Source organism: Paraburkholderia terricola (assembly GCF_003330825.1).
Taxonomy (GTDB): domain Bacteria; phylum Pseudomonadota; class Gammaproteobacteria; order Burkholderiales; family Burkholderiaceae; genus Paraburkholderia; species Paraburkholderia terricola.
This window is the reverse complement of sequence record NZ_CP024941.1, coordinates 3,337,770-3,361,182: the sequence shown is the minus strand read 5'-3', so window position 1 is coordinate 3,361,182 and position 23,413 is coordinate 3,337,770. Positions and strand designations below refer to the sequence as shown.

Genomic DNA, 23,413 nt, shown 5'->3' with positions numbered 1-23,413 from the left:
TCCGAAGCACTGCGGCGACTGACTACAATGACCCCATGCCCGCTATCTTAGTCCGAGCGGCGGGCGTCGCTTTTCGACTTCGTCATACCGATCTCGGATGCGTCTCAAACGCTTTCTTGCCGCGTTGTTGTCCGTTGCGCTCGCCGCGCCGCCGGGCGCGTTCGCGCAATCGCATGCCGCGTCCAATGTCACGCCCGGCACCATGCAGTCCGCGGAATCGCCGTTGGTGAGTGGCCCGGCCGATTCTTATGCGGACCCGATCGTGCCGCCCGGCATCGCACAAGGCGTGTTCGGCGTATATGGCGGCGCGCGGAGCCGCTTTTCCCAACGGGACTTCCTTCGGGGCGGCGGTTCAAACACCGGCTGGCGCGCGCCGATCGTCGCGCAGCAATTGCCCGACCTCGGCAGCGGCGGTTCAGACTCGCTGACGCCGCAGGCCGAGCGCAAACTCGGCGAACGCGTGATGCGCGAAGTGCGCCGCGATCCCGACTATCTCGACGACTGGCTGGTGCGCGACTACCTCAACTCGGTCGCCGCGAAACTCGCCGCGGCGGCGAGCACGCTCTACATCGGCGGCTATCGTCCGGACTTCGATCTGTTCGCGGTGCGCGATGCGCAGATCAACGCGTTCTCGTTGCCGGGCGGTTTTATCGGCGTCAACACCGGCTTGATCGTGGCGACGCAAACCGAGTCCGAGCTTGCGTCCGTCGTCGGCCACGAGATGGGCCACGTCTTGCAGCGGCACATTTCGCGGATGCTCACGGCCGGCGAGCGCAGCACCTACGCCGCGCTCGCCGGCATGCTGTTCGGCGTCCTGGCGGGCGTGCTCGCGCACAGCGGCGACCTGGGCAGCGCGATCGCGATAGGCGGCCAGGCGTATGCCATCGACAACCAGTTGCGTTTCTCGCGTTCCGCCGAGCACGAGGCGGACCGCGTCGGCTTCCTGCTGCTCGCCGGCGCCGGTTACGACCCGTATGCGATGACGAGCTTCTTCGGCCGCCTCGATCGCGCGTCGATGAGCGACACGGGCATCCCGGCCTATGCGCGCACGCACCCGCTGACCGGCGAACGGATTGCCGACATGGAAGACCGCGCGCGCCGCGCGCCGTACCGGCAGCCGCATCAAGCGTCCGAATATGGTTTCGTGCGAGCGCGGGCGCGCTTGCTGCAGGATCGCTCGCGCGGCGAATACGCGGACGAAATTTCGCGCTTGCGCTCGGAGATCGAGGACCGGACAGCGGTGAATGTCGCCGCGAACTGGTACGGCATCGCCTATGGACAGATGCTGCTGGACCGTTACGACGACGCGGCGGCGTCGCTGGCTGCCTCGCGCGCGGCGTTTGGCGTGAGCGAGCAAGGAGCAGGGGAGCCCGCGCGCAGCTCGCCGAGCCTCGACGTGCTGGCCGCCGATATCGCGCGGCGCGCCGGTCGCAACGACGAAGCAGTTCGTCTCGCCGAGTTCGCGCAAAAGCGCTGGCCGCAGTCGAATGCTGCGATCGACATGCATATCCGCACACTGCTGACGTTGCGGCGTTTTGCCGATGCGCAGGTCTTGGCCCGCCAGGAGACGCGTGCTCAACCGGACCAGCCGGCCTGGTGGATGTATCTCGCGCAGGCCAGCGCCGGCAGCGGCGATGCGTTGACACAGCATCGCGCAATGGCGGAAAAGTTCGCGCTCGAGGGGGCGTGGCCATCGGCCATCCGTCAACTGAAGGACGCGCGCGATTTGAAGGCGATTGGCTACTACGACCTCGCAACCGTCGATGCGAGGCTGCATGAGATGGAGGGCCGCTATCAGGAGGAGCGGCTCGACGAGAAGAGCTAGGGGCGTGTTGGCATCGTTGCCGCTCGACGAGAAGAGCTAGCGGCGTGTTGGCATCGTTGCCGCTCAACGGCAGAGCCGCGATACAGCTCGCGCGGAGCAAACAGCCGGAACCGAGACCCTAGACTCGCGCCGCCGGACTGGCAACAAAGCCGAACCGCGCGGCGACTTCCGCTCGCCGCACCGGTTGCAAGGGCAAGACCAGCCCATTGTTCCAGCGCAACTCGCCGCCCGTCGAATCGTCTGTCAGTGTGGCGTGATCGGCGAAAATTTCCAGATCGTGATCATGCAAAACCGCGACCCTCGGCGGCGCGGAGCCATCGACGAACACGATCCCGCCTTCATCGTCGACGAATACCGCCGAGGGCTCGAACGCGCCGCCGGCCTGATCCGTCAGCGAAAGCGCGCCGGCGGCATCGAGCGACAACCTCACCACCCACGGCGTATAGCCCAGCTCGACATAAACCCGCTGCGGGCCATTCTGAAAGAACCACTGTCCGTGTTCGTCGGCGTCGTAGTTCCGATTGATGAATCCGAGCAGCGCCTCATGCCGGATCGGCTCACCGGGCAAGCCGCTCGCCTGCGCCGCCTCGTCCCGCATGCGCCAGTTGCCGCGCCGGTCCAGCATCAGCCACCCTGTGCAACCCGGCACATTAGGCCACTTGGCGAGGGCCTGCCTGACGATGTCATCCATGATCGACGTGCCGCTCCAGGTAGCCGAACACGCGTCGCGACAGCCAGTCGATGCGGCCGGGGAACGGCCCCGTCATGAAGCCGGCGTGGCCGCCGTGCCTCGGTTGATCGAGTTCGACCGCGACCGACACGTCGTGCCGTGACGGCAACGCAGCGGCCGGCAGGAACGGATCGTTGCGCGCGTTCAGCACCAGCGTCGGCACCTGAACGTGCGGCAGCAAAGGCCGCGTGGTCGCGCTGCTCCAGTAGTGGTCGGTATCGCGAAAGCCGTGCAGCGGCGCGGTCACGACGTTGTCGAACTCGTACATCGTGCGGCTCGCGAGCATCGCGTCACGGTCGAACAGGCCCGGAAACTGGACCAGCTTCTGCTCGGCCTTCTGCTTCAACGTCTTCAGGAAACTGCGCGTGTAGACCATGCCGAAGCCCTGCGACAGCGCGCGTCCGCCGGCGTGCACGTCGATCGGCGTGGAAATGGCCGCCGCGGCCGAGACAACCGGCGCCGCATCGTCACGCCGCTCGCCGAGCCAGCGCAGCAACACATTGCCGCCGAGCGACACGCCCGCCACGACGATCGGCCCGCGATGCGCGGCCCGCAAGCGCCGCAGAATCCAATCGACTTCGTTGCTGTCGGCGAGATGGTAGAAGCGCGGCAACAGATTCAACGCTCCGCTGCAACTGCGAAAGTGCGGCACGACGCCATGCCAGCCGTATTCGCGCGCGGCCGACATCAGCGTGGCCGCATAGTGCGACGCCGAACTGCCTTCCAGGCCGTGAAACAGCACGAAGAGCGGGGCGTCGGCGGCAGGCGCCCGAGGGGCGGAAGTGGCGTTGCCGGCAGGATCGTGCACGACCCAATCGAGGTCGATGAAGTCGCCGTCGGGCGTGTCCCAGCGCTCGCGGCGGAACGTCACCGCCGGGCGGCGCGCGAACAGCGACGGAACGATGGTCTGCGCATGCCGGTTCGGCAGCCAGAGCGGCGCGCGATAGAGCAGTTCGACAGTAGCGTCGACAGCGACCGCGGCGCGGGCGGCGACGGAAGCGGCGGATTGATCGTGCGTCGCCGCCCAGCTCCCCAAGAGGGCTTCCTTCGGGGCGGGGGACTTCGTGCGGGGCGTGCTCATTCCGGCGTCGAACAGGAGATGAAACGGAACAAGGCGCGCGTCAGTGCAGCGAGCCCTGGCCATGCCGCATTTTCGTGGCGAACTGGCTGGCGGCCTCGTTCGGCATCGGGCTTGCATGAATGTGCGCGATGCGCCATTCGCCGCGCTCGTGGACCATCACGTAAGTGGTGAACACCATGGCGGGCGTGGCGGTAGGATCGGCCGGGCGATGCGCTTCGGCGATCGCGTAGACGACGGTGCCGAGGCTGTCGTAGACGCGGATATCGAGCGGTTCGATGGAAACAGGCGCGGCTTCGAGCTGGATCTGCAAGCCGGCGCGAATGCTGTCGAGACCGTGCAGATGCGAGCCGTCGGCGCAGATGCAACTGACGAACTCCTCATCGATCCACAGGCCCATCAAGCTGTCGATATTGACCTCGGCGACGGCCTGATAGTAGGCATTCAGCGTATCGGCGGCGGCTTCGAAGATATGGGCAAAACGTGGCATGGCTCGTCAGTCTCTTGTGCGCGGCGCGCGGTTGCGGGGCAGCGGTCAGCGGGACAGTCCGGCGCGCCGGACGATCGCACCCGAGCGCCAGAATGCCCGCGCCGCAAGGCGCGAACATGACGCGACGCGCTCAGGGCGTGCGGTGTTGCGTGCGAGTGTCAGTGGGCTCAGCGTTGCGCGAGCAGCATGCCGCGCAAATCGCCGAAGACCTGCTCGGCGCTCAACTGCTTCAGGCAGTTCAGATGGCCGAGCGGACACTCGCGCTGAAAACAGGGGCTGCATTCGAGATGAAGCCATTGTACCTTCGCAAGCTCCGACAAGGGCGGCGTGTGGCGCGGATCGGTGGAACCGTACACCGCCACCAGCGGCCGGCGCAGGGCGGCCGCCACGTGCATCAGACCGGAATCGTTGGTGACGACCGCGCCGGCCCGCGAGATCAACGCGCACGCTTCGCCCAGCGCGGTCTGGCCGCACAGGTTGCGCACGTTCGGCGCCTTCTCGGCGATTGCCTGGGCCAACGGCGCATCTTTCGGCGAACCGAGCGCGACGATCTGCGTGTACGGGAACGACTGGCCGACCATTTGCGCGAGCGCCGCGAAATGCTCGGGCGGCCAGCGCTTGGCGGGACCGTACTCGGCGCCGGGGCAGAACACCAGCAGCGGCACGCGGGTATCGAGATTGAAGCGCGCGGAGACACGCGCCGCTTCGTTCAGATCGGCGTCGAGCCGCGGCATCGGCAGATCGCCGGGGACCTTCGCGCCGGGCGCGTAGGCGAGGGCGGCGTATTGGTCGACCATCGGCGGGCGCTCGTCCTTGCGCGGATTGGCGTGGCGCACGTTCAACAGGCCGTAGCGGCTTTCGCCGGTATAGCCGATGCGCAAGCGGATGCCCGCCATCCACGGAATCAGCGCCGACTTGAGCGAGTTCGGCAGCACGTAGGCGGCGTCGTAGCCGACGTCGCGCAAGTCGCTCGCCAGTTGCCAGCGGCGCAGCATTTGCAGCTTGCCGTGCGCGAGGTCGGTGGCGTAGACGTCGCGGATTTCCGGCATGCGTTCGAGCACGGGCGCGACCCAGGAGGGCGCGACCGCGTCGATGACCATGCGCGGGTGCAATTTCGCGAGGCGCGCAAACAGCGGCTGCGCCATCAATGCGTCACCGATCCAGTTCGGTGCGATAACCAACGCGCGACGCATCAGAGTGAGTGTCCGGTGTTCAGTCGAAGCGCCGCGCGAGCCATGCGCGCGGCGTTCGGATAGGTAAAAGGGAAATTGCCGCGAGCTGCCTGGCGCTCGTTCCGCAAAGCCGGATGCGCAGTGGCGGCTTGCGTCCCGCGCGCCCGGTGTGGCGCTCGTAGCCGCGTTTGCCTCTGCCCTGGCTGCCGCCTAACGTTCGCCGCTGCCCGCTGAAAGGCCACGCGCGGCTCGCCGAACGGCGAACCGGGCAGTGGAATCCGCAATGGATCAGGCGGTAGATCGGGCGGTGAATCAGCCGACAGCAACTCAGGAGCAAGCGGAAAGCCCGGCTGCCGTCCCGCGAGGGACCAGCCAGGCGCGCCGCGCCGCCAGCGCCCGCTGCTCAGTGGGTAGCGTTCGGTCTTAATGACCTTTGACCACTTCGCCGTCGCGCAGCTTGTAACGCGTGCTGCAATACGGGCAGCGCGCCTCGCCGTGCGTGACGTCGATGAAAACGCGCGGATGCGCGCTCCAGCGCGGCATGGCCGGGTTTGGGCAGTACGCCGGCAAATCTTTCGCCGACAGTTCGACCAGCGGCATTTCCTTGATTTCGCTCATGAGACTTTCTCGTTGTATGCAGGGTGCGGGCGTTGCGCCGTTAAACAGCCGAAGCCAGGGCAACGCGCGTTAAATCTTGGTGAGCCAGTGCGCGTACTTCTCGCTCCTGCCGTTCACGATGTCGAAGAAGCCCGACTGCAGCTTCTCGGTGATCGGGCCGCGTGCGCCCGCGCCGATCGTGCGGTTGTCGAGCTCGCGGATCGGCGTGACTTCGGCGGCCGTGCCGGTGAAGAACGCTTCGTCGCAGGTGTAGACCTCGTCACGCGTGATGCGCTTTTCGATCACCGGAATGCCCATGTCGCGCGCCAGCGTAATGACCGTGTCGCGCGTGATGCCGTCGAGGCACGACGACAGATCGGGCGTGTACAGCTTGCCGTTGTTGACGAGGAAGAAGTTCTCGCCCGAGCCTTCCGACACGTAGCCGTCGACGTCGAGCAGCAGCGCTTCGTCGTAGCCGTCGGCGATCGCTTCTTGGTTGGCGAGGATCGAGTTCACGTACCAGCCCGACGCCTTCGCGCGCACCATCGACACGTTCACGTGATGGCGCGTGAACGACGAGGTCTTGACGCGGATGCCCTTGGCGATGCCGTCTTCACCGAGGTAAGCGCCCCACGGCCAGGCGGCGATCGCCACGTGGATCGTGTTGCCCTTGGCCGACACCCCGAGCTTTTCCGAGCCGACCCAGATGATGGGGCGCAGATAGCAGGACTCCAGTTTGTTTTCGCGGACCACTTCGCGCTGCGCCGCGGCGAGCGTTTCGTGGTCGAAGGGCACGTCCATCTGGAAGATCTTGGCCGAGTTGAGTAGCCGCTTGGTGTGTTCCTGCAGACGGAAAATCGCGGTGCCGCCGTCGGCCGTCTTATAGGCGCGCACGCCCTCGAAAACGCCCATGCCGTAATGCAGCGTGTGGGTGAGCACGTGGATCTTGGCATCGCGCCACTCGATGAGCTTGCCATCCATCCAGATCTTGCCGTCGCGGTCGGCCATTGACATACGATTCTCCAGCGGGTGCGGTTGTGCGTTTGTGAGTGCCCTCGAACCCGGCGCCTTGCGCGAGGCCGCGGGGGACAAGCGCGGGGACAAGCGCAGGGACAAGAAAACCTGGGGCTGCCCGGCGTTTTCTCGTGGGGTCATGCGAGGAGCGTTATTTTAGCGTCTTTTGCACACCAAACGGGCATTTGGCCGCACTTCGGGCGCTATAATTCGGCGCACGCATAATTCATATCCGGATGCGCCAGCGGGTGCTTGACGACCTGGCGCCGACTTCCCCTTCGTTGCGGCGCCGCCTCGCGTCCGCGTTTCGCCTCATGCTCGCTCGTCTGTCCGATACCGATCGCCGCGCCTTTATCGAGGGCGCGCGCGCGTATTCGCCCACGCTCATGGCGATTTTCTCGTGGGGCCTCGTCACCGGTATCGCGATGAGCAAGTCGGTGCTCACGGTGCCGCAGGCGCTCGCCATGTCGCTGCTGTGCTACGCCGGTTCGTCGCAACTGGCGGTGCTGCCGCTGCTCGCCGCCAAGCTGCCGATCTGGACCGTGCTGCTCACGGCCGCGATGGTCAATACGCGTTTTGTGATCTTCAGCGTCGGCCTCGCGCCGCACTTCTCCTATCTGTCGATGTGGCGGCGCATCGTGCTCGGCTACTTCAACGGCGACGTGATCTATCTGCTGTTCCAGAAAAAGAGCTTCCCGACCGGCTACGTGCCGGGCAAGGAGGCGTATTTCTGGGGCATGGCGCTGTGCAGTTGGCTGTCGTGGCAAGTGTCGTCGGTCGCCGGCATCTTGCTGGCGAGCATGATTCCCGACAACTGGGGCCTTGGCCTCGCCGGCACGCTGGCGCTGCTGCCCATCATGGTGGCGGCGATCGCGACGCGCTCCACGCTGGTCGCGGTCAGCGTGGCGGGCGTGGTGTCGCTGCTCGCCTTCGATCTGCCGTACCGGCTCGGGCTGCCGCTCGCGGTGATCGCCGCGATCGTGGCCGGCAGCGCCGCCGATCTGATGGTCGAGCGCGCCGATCTGCGCCGTATCCGTAGCAACAGCGCCGGAGATTCCCGATGACATCCACGCAAATCTGGCTGGCCATTTTCGGCATGACGCTGGTCACCGCCGTGACACGCGCGATGTTTCTAATCGGTGGTGAGCGCACGGTGTTGCCGGAGCGCGTGCAGCGGATGCTGCGTTATGCGCCGGCGGCCGCATTGGCCGCCGTCGTGCTCCCCGACGTGCTGGCGACGCCCGAAGGTCTGTCGTTCGCGCCGTCCAACCACGAGTTTTATGCGACGCTAGCCGGTCTCGGGTGGTTTTTGTGGCGGCGCACCATGCTTGGCACGATCGTCGTCGGGATGCTCGTATTCACCGTCCTGCGCCTTGTCGTGTGAGTTGGGGGGCGTGGATCGGGCGGTAAATGCTGCGTCGCGACACGGGCCAAGCGGCTGGCAAATACGGGGCATACGCCCCGCCGCGGGTCAGAAGGCCGTAAGGATCAGTTAAAATGGCCGTTTCCGGGATAACCGCGCCGCTGCATCGCGCGAGCCGCGGCCCCGCCGCCGGCACCCGATTCAGTGGAGCCGCCGCCGTGCCGAAGCGCTGAAGCTTGTCGCGCCTCGCCCGCCGCGCGTCGTCCGCCACCGCCTTCTCATCAACTCGCACACAAACGCCCATGAACAAGGTATTGCGTCTCTCCGATCTGATCGCCGAAGGCAAGCTATCCGGCAAGCGCGTGTTCATCCGCGCCGATTTGAACGTGCCGCAGGACGATCAAGGCAACATCACCGAAGACACCCGCATCCGCGCCTCCGTGCCGGCGATCAAGGCCGCGCTCGACGCCGGCGCGGCCGTGATGGTCACGTCGCACCTGGGCCGTCCGACCGAAGGCGACTTCAAGCCGGAAGATTCGCTTGCGCCGGTCGCCAAACACCTCGCCGATCTGCTCGGCCGGGACGTGCCGCTGGTCTCCAACTGGGTTGAGAACGGCGTGAACGTGGCGCCGGGCTCGGTCGTGCTGCTGGAAAACTGCCGCGTCAACAAGGGCGAAAAGAAGGATTCCGACGAACTCGCGCAGAAAATGGCGAAGCTCTGCGACGTCTACGTGAACGACGCATTCGGCACCGCGCACCGCGCCGAGGCCACCACGCACGGCATCGCGAAGTACGCGCCCGTCGCGTGCGCCGGGCCGTTGCTGGCCGCCGAGCTCGAAGCGCTCGGCAAGGCGCTGGGCGCGCCGAAGCGCCCGCTGGTGGCGATCGTCGCCGGCTCGAAGGTGTCCACCAAGCTGACCATTCTGAAGTCGCTCGCCGACAAGGTCGACCAGTTGATCGTCGGCGGCGGCATCGCCAATACGTTCATGCTGGCCGCGGGTCTGAAGATCGGCAAGTCGCTCGCCGAAGCCGATCTGGTGAACGAGGCCAAGGCCATCATCGAGGCCGCGAAAGCCCGCGGCGCCTCGGTGCCGATCCCGACCGACGTGGTCACGGCCAAGGAGTTCGCGCCCACCGCCAAGGCCGAAGTCAAGGCCGTCGCCGACGTACAGGACGACGACCTGATCCTCGACATCGGACCGGAAACCGCCAAGGCGCTGGCCGCTCAACTGGAAAAAGCCGGCACGATCGTGTGGAACGGCCCGGTCGGCGTGTTCGAATTCGACCAGTTCGGCAACGGCACGAAGACGCTGGCCGAGGCGATCGCCAAATCGCCGGCGTTCTCGATCGCAGGCGGCGGCGACACGCTCGCGGCGATCGCCAAGTACGGCATTCACGACAAGGTCAGCTACATTTCGACGGGCGGCGGCGCCTTCCTCGAATTCCTCGAGGGCAAGAAGCTGCCGGCGGTCGAAATCCTCGAATCGCGGGCCTGACGTGGCGACGCGCTCCCCCACGGTCAAGTCCGCCAAGGCGCGCGGCGGCAAGTCGCCGCGCAACACCGCGGCAGCATCGGCAGGGGAGCGCCCGGCGCGCTCCGCCGCCGCCCCGATAGCGGCGCGGACTCTCGGCGAAACGGCCGTGCTCGCTCCCCCGCCGGCGCCCCGCGTGCCCGTATCGAACACCGCTTCATCCAATAAAGCGACGCTGGTTTCAACCGGCGCGCGGCCCCTGGCAGCATCCTTCGGTGCGCAGCCTCCGCATCCGACTCGCAGCGCTCTTTCCAGCGATCTCACCCAGACGAGGAGACTCATGCATCGCGCCACCAAGATTGTCGCCACCATCGGACCGGCTTCCAGCACGCCGGAAATCCTCCTGCAAATGATTCAGGCAGGAGCCGACGTGGTGCGGCTCAATTTCTCGCACGGCACCGCCGACGACCACCGCCAGCGCGCCGAATTCGTGCGCGAGGCGGCCCGTCAGGCCGGCCGCGAAGTCGCCATCATGGCGGACCTGCAAGGCCCGAAGATCCGCGTGGGCAAATTCGAAAACGGCAAGGTCGCGCTGGTCGCCGGCGAGCCGTTCATTCTCGACGCCGACTGTGAACTCGGCAACCAGGAACGCGCCGGTCTCGACTACAAGGATCTGCCGCGCGACCTGAAGCCGGGCGACGTGCTGTTGCTCAACGACGGCCTGATCGTGCTGAACGTGGTCCGCGTGCTCGGCAACGAGATTCACACCACCGTCAAGATCGGCGGCGATCTGTCGAACAACAAGGGCATCAACCGCCAGGGCGGCGGTCTGACGGCGCCCGCGCTGACCGCGAAAGACATGGAGGACATCCGGACGGCGATGTCGCTCGGCGTGGATTTTGTCGCGGTATCGTTCCCGAAGAACGCCACGGACATGGAAATGGCCCGCCAACTGGCGAACATCGCCGGCGCGCCGTACGGCATCAAGCCGAAGATGATCGCCAAGATCGAGCGCGCGGAAGCGATTCCGGCGCTGCAAGGCATCCTCGACGCGTCGGACGGCATCATGGTCGCGCGCGGCGATCTGGCCGTGGAAGTGGGCAATGCCGCGGTTCCCGCGCTACAAAAGCGCATGATCCGGATGGCGCGCGAATCGAACAAATTCGTGATCACCGCCACGCAGATGATGGAGTCGATGGTCAACGCGCCGGTGCCGACCCGCGCCGAAGTGTCGGACGTGGCCAACGCCGTGCTCGACGGCACCGACGCGGTGATGCTGTCGGCGGAATCGGCGGCGGGCAAGTACCCGGTGCAAACCATCGAGACGATGGCGGCGATCTGTATCGAAGCCGAAAAGTCCGAACAGTCGGAGCTGGACAAGGACTTCCTCAATCGAACGTTCACGCGCATCGACCAGTCCATCGCGATGGGCGCGCTCTTTACCGCGTATCACCTGGGCGCGAAGGCGATCGTGGCGTTGACCGAATCCGGTTCGACCGCGCTGTGGATGTCGCGTCACTGGACGCACGTGCCGATTTTCGCGCTCACGCCGCGCGTCGGCAGCGAACGCGCGATGGCGCTGTACCGCAACGTGACCTCGCTGCATCTGGACACCAACACCGACCGCGACACGGCGTTGCAACAGGCGCTGGAAACCGTGGTGAGCAAGGGCTACGCGTCGCGCGGCGACATGGTGGTGCTGACCGTCGGCGAGCCGATGGGCCAGGCCGGCGGCACGAATACGCTGAAGATCGTGCGGGTCGGCGAACCGTATTGATTCGCTGCGACGAGTAGCAGACTGCTCGATCGGCACAGGCTTGATCGAGCGAAGCAGGCTGTCATGCCCCGCGAGAGGCGGCGCACAGACTCGAACAGCGCGCTTGGGCGAAGGTAGATGCGCCGCGCGCTTTCCAGGCTGCGCGAACTGCGCCGACCGACCGAAAGGGTGCGCAGCTTGCTTCGCGATCGAATCGCCCAAAAGATGCCGACGGCATAAGAATTCGTTTCAATCTAAGGAGTTACAGCATGCCTCTCGTATCAATGCGTCAACTGCTGGACCATGCCGCTGAAAACGGCTACGGCCTTCCGGCATTCAACGTGAACAACCTGGAGCAGGTGCAGGCGATCATGGCGGCGGCCGACAAGGTCAACGCACCGGTCATCATGCAGGCTTCCGCCGGTGCGCGTAAGTACGCGGGCGAGGCGTTCCTGCGCCACCTGATCGAAGCGGCGGTCGAGTCCTATCCGCACATCCCCGTCGTGATGCACCAGGACCACGGGCAGTCGCCGGCGGTCTGCATGGCGGCGATCCGCAGCGGTTTTACCAGCGTGATGATGGACGGTTCGCTCGAAGCCGACGGCAAGACGGTCGCTTCCTACGAATACAACGTCGAGGTGTCGCGCAAGGTGGTGGAAGCGGCGCATTCGATCGGCATCACCGTGGAAGCGGAGCTGGGCGTGCTGGGCTCGCTGGAAACCATGAAGGGCGACAAGGAAGACGGCCACGGCGCGGAAGGCACGATGACCCGCGAGCAACTGCTGACTGATCCCGAACAGGCCGCCGACTTCGTCAAGCTGACGCAATGCGACGCGCTCGCGATCGCGATCGGCACCTCGCACGGCGCGTACAAGTTCAGCAAGAAGCCCACGGGCGACATCCTGTCGATCCAGCGCATCAAGGAAATTCACCAGCGCATTCCGAACACCCATCTGGTGATGCACGGTTCGTCGTCGGTGCCGCAGGAACTGCTCGCGGAAATCCGCGAATTCGGCGGCGACATGAAGGAAACCTACGGCGTGCCGGTCGAGGAAATCCAGGAAGGCATCAAGAACGGCGTGCGCAAGATCAACATCGACACCGACTTGCGCCTCGCGATCACCGGCGCGATCCGCCGCTACATGGCGACCAATCCGGGCAAGTTCGATCCGCGCGATTATCTGAAGCCGGCGCGCGAAGCCGCGATGAAGATCTGTATCGAGCGCTACACGCAGTTCGGCTGCGAAGGCCAGGCCGGCAAGATCAAGCCGGTTTCGCTTGATAAAATCGCGGAGAAGTACAAGTCGGGCGAGCTGGCGCAAGTCGTCCGTTAAGCTGCATCGGGGTCAAGCTTTGGCTCTGCGCCTGGCCGTTTGGCCAGGTTGTCGTTAGATCGCCGTTCCCGCATCATCCGGGGAACGGCGTTTCCCTTTTGTTCCGCTCACACTTTTTTGCCTCACTTTTAGCGAACCACGACGATGTCTACCCTTTACGAATCCACGCTCCACTCGCTGCCGCTGCTCGGCCGCGGTAAAGTCCGCGACAACTATGCGGTGGGCAACGACCAGTTGCTGATCGTCACGACCGACCGTCTGTCGGCGTTCGACGTCATCATGGGCGAGCCGATTCCGAACAAGGGCCGCGTGCTCAACGAAATGGCGAACTTCTGGTTCGAGAAGCTGAAGCACGTGGTGCCGAATCATCTGACGGGTGTGGCGCCCGAATCCGTCGTGGCCGCGGACGAAGTCGAGCAGGTCAAGGGCCGGGCGGTCGTCGTGAAGCGCCTCGAGCCGATTCTCGTCGAGGCAGTCGTGCGCGGCTATCTGGCCGGCAGCGGCTGGAAAGACTACCAGGCCACCGGCTCGGTGTGCGGCGTGGAATTGCCGCCCGGGCTGCAGAACGCGCAGAAGCTGCCTGAGCCGATCTTCACGCCGGCGGCCAAGGCCGAGATGGGCCACCACGACGAAAACATCACCTACAACGAGATGGAGCGCCGCATCGGCACGGAACTGTCGGCCACGATCCGCGACATCTCGATCAAGCTGTACAAGGAAGCCGCTGATTACGCGGCCACGCGCGGCATCATCATCGCGGACACGAAGTTCGAATTCGGTCTGGACAATCACGGCAAGCTATACCTGATGGACGAGGCGCTCACCGCCGATTCGTCGCGTTTCTGGCCGGCTGACCAGTATCAGGTCGGTACCAATCCGCCTTCGTTCGACAAGCAGTTCGTACGCGACTGGCTCGAAACGCAGTCGTGGAAAAAAGAACCGCCGGCGCCGAAGCTGCCCGACGACGTGGTGACGAAGACGGGCGAGAAGTATCAGGAAGCGCTCGAACGCCTGACCGGTCACAAGCTGGCCTGATTACGCGCGCCTGGGTGGACCGCGCCGCGCGGGAAAACGCCGGGCCGCCCCAGGTTTTCGCTCCGGCAGGAAGTCCCCTGAAGGCCAGGCGCGCAGCGACAGGTCCGGGGCGCTCTCAAGAAACAAGGAAGCCGCAACATGAGTGAAGTCCAGACTGCCCACACGCATGCCGCGCCAGTCGTCGGCGTGCTGATGGGGTCCAGTTCCGACTGGGAAGTGATGAGAAACGCCGTGGCGATTCTCCAGCAATTCGGCGTGCCGTACGAAGCGAAGGTCGTCTCCGCACACCGCATGCCCGACGAGATGTTCGCCTACGCCGAGAGGGCGCGCGAGCGCGGCATCCGCGCGATCATCGCGGGCGCGGGCGGCGCGGCGCATCTGCCGGGCATGCTGGCCGCCAAGACCACGGTGCCGGTGCTCGGCGTGCCGGTGGCGAGCAAGTATCTGAAGGGCGTCGACTCGCTGCATTCGATCGTGCAGATGCCCAAGGGCGTGCCGGTCGCCACGTTTGCGATCGGCGAAGCGGGCGCGGCGAATGCGGCGCTGTTCGCGGTGTCGATTTTGAGCGGCACGAGCGCGGAGTACGCGGAGAAACTGGCGGCGTTCCGTGTGCGCCAGAACGAGGCGGCTCACGCCATGGTGCTGCCTGCGCTGTAAGCGCGAAGGCGATTGTTTTAGACGTCCCCCTGTCTGACCCCCGGCCGGCGTGCAGTTTGACTGCTGAAGCGCCAGCCGCGACCGACCACTAAGATGAACCCAGACAACACACCGGTTTCACCGATTCTGCCCGGCGCATGGCTTGGCATGGTCGGTGGCGGCCAGCTCGGCCGCATGTTCTGCTTTGCCGCCCAGGCGATGGGCTATCGCGTCGCCGTGCTGGACCCCGACGAAAACAGCCCGGCGGGCGCGGTCGCCGACCGCCACTTGCGCGCGGCTTACGACGACGAAGCGTCGCTGACCGAACTCGCGCGGCTGTGCGCCGCGGTGTCGACCGAATTCGAGAACGTGCCGGCCGCGAGCCTCGATTTCCTCGCGCGAACCACGTTCGTCAGCCCGGCCGGCCGCTGCGTGGCGGTGGCGCAGGACCGCATCGCCGAGAAGCGCTTTATCGCGTCGTCGGGCGTGACGGTGGCGCCGCATGTGGTGATCGAATCGTCGGACGCGCTGGCCGCGCTCGACGACGCCAAGCTTGAAGCCGTGCTGCCGGGCATCCTCAAGACGGCTCGCATGGGCTACGACGGCAAGGGCCAGATTCGCGTGCGCAATGCCGACGAAGTGCGCGAGGCGCATGCGTCGCTCGGCGGCGTGCCGTGCGTGCTGGAAAAGCGCTTGCCGCTGAAGTTCGAGGTGTCCGCGCTGATCGTGCGCGCGTCGAGCGGCGCGTCGGCGGTCTATCCGCTCGCGCAGAACACGCATCGCGACGGCGTGCTGTCGCACACCATCGTGCCCGCGCCGGATGCCAGCGCGACGCTCGTCGCGCAAGCGCAGCAGGCCGCGCTGCAAATCGCCGACAAGCTCGGCTATGTGGGCGTGCTGTGCGTCGAATTCTTCATTCTCGAAGACGGTTCGCTCGTCGCCAACGAAATGGCGCCGCGTCCGCACAACTCCGGCCATTACACCGTCGACGCCTGCGCGACCAGCCAGTTCGAGCAGCAGGTGCGCGCGATGACCGGCATGCCGCTCGGCGACACGCGTCAGCATTCGCCGGCGGTGATGCTGAACATTCTCGGCGACGTGTGGTTTCCGGACGGCCCGAAGCGCGCGGCGGCCACGCCGCCATGGCACGAGGTCGCCGCGATGCCGGCGGCGCGTCTGCATCTGTACGGCAAGGAAGAGGCGCGTTGCGGCCGCAAGATGGGTCACGTGAACTTCACGGCGGCGACGCTCGAAGAAGCCCGCACGGCGGCGCGCGATTGCGCGCGGCTTCTGCATATCGCAACGAGCTGACGCGCGCCATGCCCGATCAACAGAAACCGGCCGAGGGCGCGGCGAACGCGTTGCCCGTCACCGCCGCGCAGATCGAGCATGCCGCGGCGCTGCTCGACGCGGGCGGTCTCGTCGCCTTCCCCACGGAGACCGTGTACGGACTCGGCGGCGACGCCGAGAACCCGGACGCGGTCGCGCGTATTTACGCGGCGAAGGGCCGGCCGGCGAATCATCCGGTGATCGTGCATCTCGCGCCGCAAGGCGATCCGAATTATTGGGTCGAGTATCTGCCGGCCGAGGCGCAGCGTTTGATCGACGCGTTCTGGCCGGGTCCGCTCACGTTGATTCTGAAGCGTGCCGCGCGTATCAATCCGGCGGTGAGCGGCGGGCAGGATTCGGTGGGGCTACGCTGTCCGTCGCATCCCGTGGCGCAGGCCTTGCTGGAGGCGTTCAGCGCGTTGCGCGACGGACATGGCGGGGTGGCGGCGCCATCGGCGAACCGGTTCGGGCATGTGAGCCCGACCACCGCGCAACATGTGCGCGACGAGTTCGGCGGCACGATTCATGTGCTGGATGGCGGCGCGTCGGATGTCGGCATCGAGTCGACGATCGTGGACCTGTCGCGCGGCTTTCCCGCGTTGTTGCGACCGGGGCGGGTGACGCCGCAAGATATCGCCGACGTGCTCGGCGAGGCGCCGCGCCTGCCGGATGGCTCCGACGCGACCGCGCCGCGCGCCTCGGGTACGCTGAAAGCGCACTATGCGCCGCGCACGCCGTTGGCGCTGCTGCCTTTCGAGGCGATCGAGCCGTTGCTTGCCGCGCGTCATGCGGATCGAGCCGACGAACGTGTCGCGTTGGTGGCGCGCGCTTCGCGTGCCGGACGCTGGGCTGACGCCGAAGGCGTGCATTTCGTTGCCGCGCCTGAGGATCCGCACGTTTACGCGCGCGAGTTGTACGGTTTGCTGCGAGCGTTGGATCGGGCGAACGTAGCGCGGATTCTCATCGAGAAGCTGCCGGACACGATCGAGTGGATCGCCGTCAATGACCGGCTTGGCCGCGCCGCGGCTGCGTTTGAAGCGCAAGGGTAGGCCCCGGCGTTTTATTCGCGCACACCATGAAAAACGCCTGGCTTGAAATCAGCCAGGCGTTCGCGGAATAAAAAACCAACGCCGTCACACGGCGCCCTGAATCACCTCACTTGCCAAGCCCACTAGCCGCGATCTGCTGCTGCACGTACTGTGCGAACAGCGCATGCACGTGCGTCGTCGGATGCACCGTATCGGCAAACATGTAAGTCTGATCCGCGCCCGCGACCGTGTAGGTTTGCGGCGAGCAGAACAGCGACGACGCATACGCCGACGGATTGGGTACGCCGTACTGCGCGGCGGCCGCCGCCATCGCGGTCAAATTACACGCCGTGCCCGTGTTCGTCACGGTAAAACCGCTGGCCGATGCGTTGGCCATCAGCGTGTCTTGCCATGTGTAAGCGTCGATAGGAATGACCTTGCTGTAGATGCCGGCCTGCTGTAACGCACCGAAGAACGCGGCGTTATACACCTTCGTGATCCCGGACAACAACGTCGGCGCGAGCGGCCCCGACGTCGGGATCAACGACTGCGCGAGCGGCGTGCTGCCGATGTCCGGAACGTTCGCCACCACCACGTGCGTTGCGCCGTTCTGCAGAATCACGCCGACCTGCTGCGCCAGCGCGACGGCCACCGGCACCAGCGTGTTTTGCGTTTCCTTCAGTACCGCAGTTTGCGCGTCCATGCCGCCGGCGATGTCGGTCTGAATCGCGGCCGTGAGCGCGGAGAGTTGCACGAAAATGTCGTTGGCGCCGCCGTTCACGAGCACCAATTGATTCGAATTGAAGCTGCCGTGAGCGGACAGATAGTTTTGCACCTGCGTGACGACCGGCACGGTGGTGGCTTGCGCATAGCTCGGTTGTCCGGCCGCCGCGTGCCCCGGACCGTTCGGGTCCACCACGCGCGCGCCGCCTTGCGCGTAGCCATAGCCGGAGGTGTTCACGAGCGGTTGACCAAAGCCGCCGAGTGCCGCGGCGGACAACGTGTCGCCATAGTATTCGGCAACTTTCTGCGTCCACACCTCACCGGGATTGGTCGTGAAGCGGCCGCCGCCGAAGCTGCCCTGGATCACCGGCGCATAGGTGCCGACGTCCGACAAGCTGTCGCCGAACGACACGATCTGCAACTTCACGCCGCCCGCAGGCGTGCTGCTTGAATTGTTGTTGTCATCGCCGCCGCCGCACGCCGCAAGCAGCGCAAACGCCGTGCTGGCCAGCGTGACTTTCGTGACGCGCGACCACCGCTGTTTCCTCGATGCTGTTTGATTCATTTTGACTTCATCTCCTCGTATGTCTGGCCCTATGCCATGTGTTGCAGGCAGCGCCCGCCGCGTCGGCGGCGTGACGACAGCTTACAGAATCTTCTACGGTCTGCGCGTCGTTTGAAACGCGGCCGTATTGCGTTCGTTCATCGTCGTATCCAGGGTCGTGGGCGCCGGGTCCGCGGCGCGGCGCGCGTGATAATCCGCGGCCCACGCGGGCGGCGCGAACAGCGCGCGCAGCTTGTTGCGCCAGCCGCGCACGCTCGCGAAGTCCGCGGCCATCGATGCCCATTCGTGAAACGTCGCCTTGAGCGGGTTATACGTGTGAAGCGGTTCGACGATGCCGTACACCGGCGCCTCGCGCGAATCTTCCTCGACATAGCTGCCGAATAGCCGGTCCCAGATCACCAGCACGCCGGCGTAATTGCGGTCGATATAACGATCGTTGCGCGCGTGATGTACGCGATGAATCGACGGCGTGTTGAACACGTATTCGAGCCAGCGGAGCTTGCCGCCGAATTTGCCGATCGCCTGCGTATGCACGAAAAACTGGAAGCCGAGATTGATCAACACGATGGCGACGATCTGCGTCGGCGCACAGCCGAGCACGGCGAGCGGAATCCAGAACAGCCACATGCCGGCGACCGGATACATCAGGCTCTGACGGAACGCGGTGGAAAAATTCATCCGCTCCGACGAGTGATGCACGACGTGCGCGGCCCACAGCCAGCGCACGCGATGACTGCAACGATGGAACACGTAGTAGAGCAGGTCTTGCGCGACGAACAGCACGGCGAACGACACCCAGCTCGCCTGCCAGGTGTGGACGCGGTAGTGGTCGTGGACAAACGCGTAGACGGGAATGATGGCGAGCCACGCGAGTTTGTCGGCGGCTTGCTGCATCAGCGCGAGCGCGGCGTTGCAGAGCGTGTCGGGCCAGCTATAGAGCCGCGCGCCGGGGCGCGTGCGCCGCACATGCCACGCCTCCCAGCCGATGCATGCGAGAAAGACCGGCGCCATGGCGAGCAGCAGCAATTCGGCATCGAATTGCATCGTGTCTTCCTCCGTGGTCCCTGAGCGCCGCGTGTGCCGCGGCGGTTGGTGTCGTTATCGTTTGAGGAGCCCTCGCTACCGTGGCGGCTGCGCGGCTCGCGCGCCGCGCTGGGTGTTTTACGCGCCCCTCGAACACTGCCCGACAGCGTACACGCTTAGGGCATGGGCGCGCGCGGCTTCGCTAGAAGGAATCCTCAATGGGCGCCGCGTTTGCGCGGGTTTTTCCTGGGTTTGCCGTCCGCCGCGCCGGCCGATTTAGCGCGCGGTTCGGTGACGGGCGCCGCGACTTGCCTCGCGCCCTGTTCCGGTCCCTGGTACACCCACTCGAGCAACGCGTCGTGCGCGGCGCGCGCCGCTTCCGAATGCGGATCGTTGATGAGGCTGACCACCACGTAGCTGTTGCCGTCCGCCGAGGCCACATAGCCCGCGATCGCGCGCACGTCGCGCAAGGTGCCGGTCTTGATGTGCGCGTTGCCGCCCGCGCCCCGGTTGGTCAAGCGGTTGCGCATCGTGCCGTCGACGCCCGCGATCGGCAGCGACTCCACGAACACCTGGGCGACCGGGCTCGCGTTGGCCCGCTGCAGCAGATCGGCGAGCGCGAGCGCGGTGATGTGCTCGTCGCGCGAGAGGCCCGAGCCGTTGTCGAGCGTCAGGTATTCCATGTCGACGCTGTCGCGGCGCAGAAACGCCTCGATCGCGCGCGCCGATTTGGCGGGCGTGGCGGGCGGCTTTTCCTCGGCCGCGCCGATCGTCAGGAACAGGTTGCGCGCCATCGTGTTGTTGCTGAACTTGTTGATGTCGCGAACGATATCGGAGAGCACCGGCCCCTGATGCATGGCGACGAGGCGCGCGCCGAGCGGCACCGCGCCCTCGCGCGTCGCGCCGCTGAAGGTGCCGCCGCTTTGCTGCCAGAGCGCGAGGAAGCCGCCCGCGAAAAACGCGGAGTGATCGAGCACCGCGACGTTGAGAGTGCGCGGGCCGCAGCGCACCGAGTAGTCGCCGGTGAACGACGCGATGACCGTGCCGTTGGCTTGCGGCGCGACGGACGGCGACACCGAAGCCGCGTCGCCGCGGCATGGGCCGTTGACCGCGCGCATCTGATTGTCGATCTGCAACTGCGCGAGCGCCGGCAGCACGTCGATCGCGACGCTGCCGTCGGACGAAGGCGTCAGCGTGAACGACAGCGACTTGAACGCGTAGAGCAGCGGATCGGGGCCGACGTTGTACGGCGCGCTGGCGTCGTCGTCGAAGGGCGGCAGGTCGCGCGTGGACGGATCGAAGTAGCGCTTGTCGAGCACCAGCGCGCCGTCGATGCCGGTGATGCCCGCCTTGCGGATCTTCTGCACGAGGTCGATCAGTTCTTCCGGCACCAGCTTCGGGTCGCCCGTGCCCTGGATGTACAGATTGCCGTGCAGCACGCCGTTGGCGTCGACGCTGCCGTCCGCGTAGGCGTTCGTGCGCCAGCGATAGTCCGCGCCGAGAATCGACAGGCCGGCGTAAGTGGTGACGAGCTTCATCGTCGAGGCGGGCATCATCGGCTTGCCGGCGTTGAGCGCGACGATCGGCGTGCGGTCGCCGATTTTTTCCACCACCACGCTGATCGACGACAAGGGCACGTGGGCGCGCTGCAAGCCGGCCATGACCTGCGGCGGCAACACCGTGGTGACGTTGACGCGCGGATGCGCGGCCTTGACGCGAGCCTCGGCGGCAAGCGGCAGCGCCGCGCCGCCGCAGCCGAGCGCGGCGCAGACAAGCAGCAGGGCTGCGGTGCGCGGCGCGAACCGGCGGGGCTTGGCGTTCACAAAAGCGGACGAAGCGAATAACCGCGGCAGCACGTCGCGGACAAGAAAAGACAACGAAGCGAGCGTCATGGACGGGCGGGCAGGCAAGATTTCAGGGCGTGGGGCACGTGTGGCACGTGGGGCAAACAAGCGAGCGTGTGAATGCCGACGCAGCGCGCGAGTCGTTCGTGCAGCGATTGCGTGGCGCGTTCGCGAGCGCCGCATCGACCCGATGATGCAAAGGCGGCGGCTCGACGCATGCCGCATACGCAACGCACGCGTAGGCGAACCGGGCCGCGCGACGCAAAGCGCACATTGTAGAGACATGCCGCCGCGCTGCGGTGGAAAAAGCGCCACGCGGCGCGCGCCGCGAGCGGAGGCTAGAATGCGGCATCATCAAATGTTTGGAGCCTTGGGGCCATGCGCATATTGCTAGTCGAAGACGACCGGATGATCGCCGAGGGCGTGCGCAAGGCGCTGCGCGGCGAAGGCTTCGCGGTGGACTGGGTGGAGGACGGCGAAGCGGCGCTCAGCGCGGCGGCCGCCCAGCCTTACGATCTGGTGCTGCTCGACCTCGGCCTGCCCAAGCGCGACGGACTGGACGTGCTGCGCACGCTGCGCGCCCGCGGCCATGCGATTCCGGTGCTGATCGTCACCGCGCGCGACGCGATCGCCGATCGCGTCAAAGGACTCGACGCCGGCGCGGACGATTACCTCGTCAAACCTTTCGACCTCGACGAACTCGGCGCCCGCATGCGCGCGCTGATCCGGCGTCAATCGGGCCGCAGCGATTCGACCATCCGTCACGGCAACGTGACGCTCGATCCCGCGTCGCATCTGGTGACGCTCGACGGCGCGCCGGTCGCGCTGTCGGCTCGCGAGTTCGCGCTGCTGGAGGCGCTGCTCGCGCGGCCGGGCGCGGTGCTCTCCAAGAGCCAGCTCGAGGAGAAGATGTACGGCTGGGGCGAGGAGATCGGCAGCAATACCGTCGAGGTCTATATTCACGCGCTGCGCAAGAAGCTCGGCGCGGAGCTGATCCGCAACGTGCGCGGCCTCGGCTACATGATCGCGAAGGACGCCTGAGCCGATGAGGTCGATTCGCCATCAACTGCTGGTGTGGCTCCTTGCGCTGATGCTGCTCGGCATCGGCATCGCGGGTTGGCTGATCTACCGGCAGGCGCTTGCCGAAGCCAACGAACTGTTCGATTACCAGTTGGAGCAGATCGCCGCGGCGCTGCCGTCGGAACCGTTCTCGCAGGTGCTCGGTTCTCGCGATACCGGCGACGAAGGCATCGTGCTGCAAATCTGGAATCGCAACGGCGTATTGATGTATTACTCGCGTCCGCGTGCGCCGCTTGCGCCGCGCGCCGAACTCGGCTTTTCGACCGAACGTACGGAACGCGGCGAGTGGCGGGTGTACGGCGCGATCGTCGGCGATAACGTCGTGCAACTGGCGCAGCCGCTTTCCGTGCGCAACCGGCTTGCGGCCGACGTCGCGCTGCGCACGCTGTGGCCGTTGATCGTGCTGCTGCCGCTGCTGGGCGTGGCGGTGTGGGTGATCGTCGGGCGCGGACTGCGGCCCTTGCGGCGCGTGACGAGCGCGCTCGACACGCGCCGTCCGGAGGCGCTCGAAGCTTTGCCCGACCAGCGCTTGCCGCTCGAAGTGCAGCCGCTCGTGCGCGCGTTGAACGGGCTGCTCGAACGGCTCGCCACCGCGCTCGACATTCAGAAAGCGTTCGTCGCCGACGCCGCGCATGAACTGCGCACGCCGCTCGCCGCGGTGCAGATTCAGGCGCAACTGGTGGCGCGCGCGAAAGACGATGCCGCCCGCGGTGAAGCGCTTGCCGATCTGCAAACGGGCGTCACGCGCGCCACGCGCCTCGCGGAGCAACTGCTGGCGCTCGCGCGTTCCGAGCCGGACGGCCTCGGCGCCACCAGCACGATCGACTTGCGCGCGCTGCTGCGGGACTGCGTGGCGGCTTACGCGCCGCTCGCGCAGAATCGCGGCGTCGATCTCGGCATCGAGGCGAGCGAGTCCGCCACGGTGATCGGCGACGCGGAGGCGCTGGGCGTGATGTTCAACAACCTCGTCGACAACGCGACCAAGTACACGCCGCCGGGCGGGCATGTCGATGTTTCGCTGCATGTCGAAGACGGGCGTCCGGTGGTGCGGATCGCCGATAGCGGACCGGGCATCGAACCGGCCGAGCGCGATCGTGTGTTCGATCGGTTCTACCGTGTCGGCGCCGGCGCGGACCGCGCGCGCACCGACGTGGCGGGCAGCGGTTTGGGGCTCGCGATCGTGCGCCGCATCGCCACCCAGCATCACGCGGCCGTGTCGCTCGCCGAATCGCCGGCGGGCGGTTTGCAGGTCACCGTGCGTTTCTGAAGATGGGGCTTTCTGTTCGTAAAGAGGCTTAAACGAGGCTTAACGCGGCCTT

21 protein-coding genes are annotated in these 23,413 nt (G+C 66.2%); 12 read left to right on the top strand and 9 right to left on the bottom strand.

Annotated features, from left to right (window positions below):
* The first annotated feature begins 97 nt into the window (after positions 1 to 97).
* Positions 98 to 1,825 carry a M48 family metalloprotease gene (locus tag CUJ90_RS15005; protein WP_114163157.1) on the top strand — a complete coding sequence of 576 codons (1,728 nt, stop codon included), beginning with the start codon at positions 98 to 100 and terminating at the stop codon, positions 1,823 to 1,825.
* Positions 1,826 to 1,943: 118 nt separating this feature from the next.
* Here CUJ90_RS15005 and CUJ90_RS15000 read toward each other — a convergent pair whose 3' ends face one another.
* The 6 genes from CUJ90_RS15000 to CUJ90_RS14975 all read right to left on the bottom strand — a co-directional run bounded on the left by CUJ90_RS15000 (position 1,944) and on the right by CUJ90_RS14975 (position 6,906).
* Positions 1,944 to 2,516, bottom strand: coding sequence for a DUF2946 family protein (locus tag CUJ90_RS15000; protein ID WP_083083232.1), 573 nt, complete (start codon positions 2,514 to 2,516; stop codon positions 1,944 to 1,946).
* Positions 2,509 to 3,636 (bottom strand): YheT family hydrolase, encoded by a 1,128-nt coding sequence (locus CUJ90_RS14995; protein WP_208645224.1) that lies wholly within the window; start codon positions 3,634 to 3,636, stop codon positions 2,509 to 2,511. The genes CUJ90_RS15000 and CUJ90_RS14995 overlap by 8 nt, the downstream gene beginning before the upstream one ends.
* Before the next feature lie 40 nt (positions 3,637 to 3,676).
* Entirely contained in the window at positions 3,677 to 4,123 is a 447-nt protein-coding gene (locus tag CUJ90_RS14990; RefSeq protein WP_073429037.1) for a nuclear transport factor 2 family protein, read from the bottom strand.
* A 167-nt stretch (positions 4,124 to 4,290) separates the two neighbouring features.
* Entirely contained in the window at positions 4,291 to 5,316 is a 1,026-nt protein-coding gene (gene waaF / locus CUJ90_RS14985; RefSeq protein ID WP_083083234.1) for a lipopolysaccharide heptosyltransferase II, read from the bottom strand.
* Between the two features lie 402 nt (positions 5,317 to 5,718).
* The gene (locus tag CUJ90_RS14980) at positions 5,719 to 5,913 is read right to left on the bottom strand and encodes a zinc-finger domain-containing protein (protein WP_064268765.1); all 195 of its coding nucleotides are present in this window, start codon (positions 5,911 to 5,913) and stop codon (positions 5,719 to 5,721) included.
* Positions 5,914 to 5,982: 69 nt separating this feature from the next.
* Positions 5,983 to 6,906 (bottom strand): branched-chain amino acid transaminase, encoded by a 924-nt coding sequence (locus CUJ90_RS14975; RefSeq protein ID WP_114163156.1) that lies wholly within the window; start codon positions 6,904 to 6,906, stop codon positions 5,983 to 5,985.
* A 314-nt stretch (positions 6,907 to 7,220) separates the two neighbouring features.
* Between CUJ90_RS14975 and CUJ90_RS14970 the strand changes: the two genes are divergently transcribed.
* From CUJ90_RS14970 to CUJ90_RS14930, 9 genes are all read left to right on the top strand, one after another.
* The gene (locus CUJ90_RS14970; RefSeq protein ID WP_083084193.1) at positions 7,221 to 7,970 is read left to right on the top strand and encodes an AzlC family ABC transporter permease; all 750 of its coding nucleotides are present in this window, start codon (positions 7,221 to 7,223) and stop codon (positions 7,968 to 7,970) included.
* Positions 7,967 to 8,290 (top strand): AzlD domain-containing protein, encoded by a 324-nt coding sequence (locus tag CUJ90_RS14965; protein ID WP_073429034.1) that lies wholly within the window; start codon positions 7,967 to 7,969, stop codon positions 8,288 to 8,290. Before CUJ90_RS14970 ends, CUJ90_RS14965 begins: the two co-directional genes overlap by 4 nt.
* Before the next feature lie 281 nt (positions 8,291 to 8,571).
* A complete protein-coding gene (locus tag CUJ90_RS14960; protein WP_083083236.1) occupies positions 8,572 to 9,765 on the top strand; it encodes a phosphoglycerate kinase in 1,194 nt (397 codons plus the stop codon).
* A gap of 316 nt (positions 9,766 to 10,081) precedes the next feature.
* Positions 10,082 to 11,518 (top strand): pyruvate kinase, encoded by a 1,437-nt coding sequence (gene pyk / locus CUJ90_RS14955; RefSeq protein WP_073429032.1) that lies wholly within the window; start codon positions 10,082 to 10,084, stop codon positions 11,516 to 11,518.
* Positions 11,519 to 11,766: 248 nt separating this feature from the next.
* Positions 11,767 to 12,831 (top strand): class II fructose-bisphosphate aldolase, encoded by a 1,065-nt coding sequence (gene fba / locus CUJ90_RS14950; protein ID WP_083083237.1) that lies wholly within the window; start codon positions 11,767 to 11,769, stop codon positions 12,829 to 12,831.
* Positions 12,832 to 12,975: 144 nt separating this feature from the next.
* Positions 12,976 to 13,866, top strand: coding sequence for a phosphoribosylaminoimidazolesuccinocarboxamide synthase (locus CUJ90_RS14945; protein ID WP_073429030.1), 891 nt, complete (start codon positions 12,976 to 12,978; stop codon positions 13,864 to 13,866).
* A 138-nt stretch (positions 13,867 to 14,004) separates the two neighbouring features.
* Positions 14,005 to 14,523: a 5-(carboxyamino)imidazole ribonucleotide mutase gene (gene purE, locus CUJ90_RS14940; protein WP_083083238.1), complete on the top strand. Its 519-nt coding sequence runs from the start codon at positions 14,005 to 14,007 to the stop codon at positions 14,521 to 14,523.
* Between the two features lie 93 nt (positions 14,524 to 14,616).
* Positions 14,617 to 15,813 carry a 5-(carboxyamino)imidazole ribonucleotide synthase gene (locus CUJ90_RS14935; protein WP_073429028.1) on the top strand — a complete coding sequence of 399 codons (1,197 nt, stop codon included), beginning with the start codon at positions 14,617 to 14,619 and terminating at the stop codon, positions 15,811 to 15,813.
* Positions 15,814 to 15,821: 8 nt separating this feature from the next.
* The gene (locus CUJ90_RS14930) at positions 15,822 to 16,880 is read left to right on the top strand and encodes an L-threonylcarbamoyladenylate synthase (RefSeq protein WP_083083239.1); all 1,059 of its coding nucleotides are present in this window, start codon (positions 15,822 to 15,824) and stop codon (positions 16,878 to 16,880) included.
* Between the two features lie 106 nt (positions 16,881 to 16,986).
* Here CUJ90_RS14930 and CUJ90_RS14925 read toward each other — a convergent pair whose 3' ends face one another.
* The 3 genes from CUJ90_RS14925 to dacB form a co-directional block, all read right to left on the bottom strand.
* Positions 16,987 to 18,147: an SGNH/GDSL hydrolase family protein gene (locus CUJ90_RS14925; RefSeq protein WP_073429026.1), complete on the bottom strand. Its 1,161-nt coding sequence runs from the start codon at positions 18,145 to 18,147 to the stop codon at positions 16,987 to 16,989.
* Positions 18,148 to 18,240: 93 nt separating this feature from the next.
* Complete coding sequence (locus CUJ90_RS14920) at positions 18,241 to 19,191, bottom strand: sterol desaturase family protein (protein WP_114163155.1); 951 nt, start codon at positions 19,189 to 19,191, stop codon at positions 18,241 to 18,243.
* A gap of 194 nt (positions 19,192 to 19,385) precedes the next feature.
* Positions 19,386 to 21,062, bottom strand: coding sequence for a D-alanyl-D-alanine carboxypeptidase/D-alanyl-D-alanine endopeptidase (gene dacB / locus CUJ90_RS14915; protein ID WP_114163154.1), 1,677 nt, complete (start codon positions 21,060 to 21,062; stop codon positions 19,386 to 19,388).
* Positions 21,063 to 21,392: 330 nt separating this feature from the next.
* On the opposite strand from dacB, the gene CUJ90_RS14910 reads away from it, so the two are divergent.
* Both CUJ90_RS14910 and CUJ90_RS14905 read left to right on the top strand, forming a co-directional pair.
* Complete coding sequence (locus CUJ90_RS14910; protein WP_073429023.1) at positions 21,393 to 22,055, top strand: response regulator; 663 nt, start codon at positions 21,393 to 21,395, stop codon at positions 22,053 to 22,055.
* A 4-nt stretch (positions 22,056 to 22,059) separates the two neighbouring features.
* The gene (locus tag CUJ90_RS14905) at positions 22,060 to 23,361 is read left to right on the top strand and encodes an ATP-binding protein (protein WP_114163153.1); all 1,302 of its coding nucleotides are present in this window, start codon (positions 22,060 to 22,062) and stop codon (positions 23,359 to 23,361) included.
* Positions 23,362 to 23,413: the final 52 nt, after the last annotated feature.

Coding starts and splice junctions, on each gene's coding strand:
- CUJ90_RS15005 (WP_114163157.1), top strand. CDS start 98: ATGCGTCTCAAACGCTTTCTTGCCGCGTTGTTGTCCGTTGCGCTCGCC.
- CUJ90_RS15000 (WP_083083232.1), bottom strand. CDS start 2,516: ATGGATGACATCGTCAGGCAGGCCCTCGCCAAGTGGCCTAATGTGCCG.
- CUJ90_RS14995 (WP_208645224.1), bottom strand. CDS start 3,636: ATGAGCACGCCCCGCACGAAGTCCCCCGCCCCGAAGGAAGCCCTCTTG.
- CUJ90_RS14990 (WP_073429037.1), bottom strand. CDS start 4,123: ATGCCACGTTTTGCCCATATCTTCGAAGCCGCCGCCGATACGCTGAAT.
- waaF (WP_083083234.1), bottom strand. CDS start 5,316: ATGCGTCGCGCGTTGGTTATCGCACCGAACTGGATCGGTGACGCATTG.
- CUJ90_RS14980 (WP_064268765.1), bottom strand. CDS start 5,913: ATGAGCGAAATCAAGGAAATGCCGCTGGTCGAACTGTCGGCGAAAGAT.
- CUJ90_RS14975 (WP_114163156.1), bottom strand. CDS start 6,906: ATGTCAATGGCCGACCGCGACGGCAAGATCTGGATGGATGGCAAGCTC.
- CUJ90_RS14970 (WP_083084193.1), top strand. CDS start 7,221: ATGCTCGCTCGTCTGTCCGATACCGATCGCCGCGCCTTTATCGAGGGC.
- CUJ90_RS14965 (WP_073429034.1), top strand. CDS start 7,967: ATGACATCCACGCAAATCTGGCTGGCCATTTTCGGCATGACGCTGGTC.
- CUJ90_RS14960 (WP_083083236.1), top strand. CDS start 8,572: ATGAACAAGGTATTGCGTCTCTCCGATCTGATCGCCGAAGGCAAGCTA.
- pyk (WP_073429032.1), top strand. CDS start 10,082: ATGCATCGCGCCACCAAGATTGTCGCCACCATCGGACCGGCTTCCAGC.
- fba (WP_083083237.1), top strand. CDS start 11,767: ATGCCTCTCGTATCAATGCGTCAACTGCTGGACCATGCCGCTGAAAAC.
- CUJ90_RS14945 (WP_073429030.1), top strand. CDS start 12,976: ATGTCTACCCTTTACGAATCCACGCTCCACTCGCTGCCGCTGCTCGGC.
- purE (WP_083083238.1), top strand. CDS start 14,005: ATGAGTGAAGTCCAGACTGCCCACACGCATGCCGCGCCAGTCGTCGGC.
- CUJ90_RS14935 (WP_073429028.1), top strand. CDS start 14,617: ATGAACCCAGACAACACACCGGTTTCACCGATTCTGCCCGGCGCATGG.
- CUJ90_RS14930 (WP_083083239.1), top strand. CDS start 15,822: ATGCCCGATCAACAGAAACCGGCCGAGGGCGCGGCGAACGCGTTGCCC.
- CUJ90_RS14925 (WP_073429026.1), bottom strand. CDS start 18,147: ATGAATCAAACAGCATCGAGGAAACAGCGGTGGTCGCGCGTCACGAAA.
- CUJ90_RS14920 (WP_114163155.1), bottom strand. CDS start 19,191: ATGCAATTCGATGCCGAATTGCTGCTGCTCGCCATGGCGCCGGTCTTT.
- dacB (WP_114163154.1), bottom strand. CDS start 21,062: ATGACGCTCGCTTCGTTGTCTTTTCTTGTCCGCGACGTGCTGCCGCGG.
- CUJ90_RS14910 (WP_073429023.1), top strand. CDS start 21,393: ATGCGCATATTGCTAGTCGAAGACGACCGGATGATCGCCGAGGGCGTG.
- CUJ90_RS14905 (WP_114163153.1), top strand. CDS start 22,060: ATGAGGTCGATTCGCCATCAACTGCTGGTGTGGCTCCTTGCGCTGATG.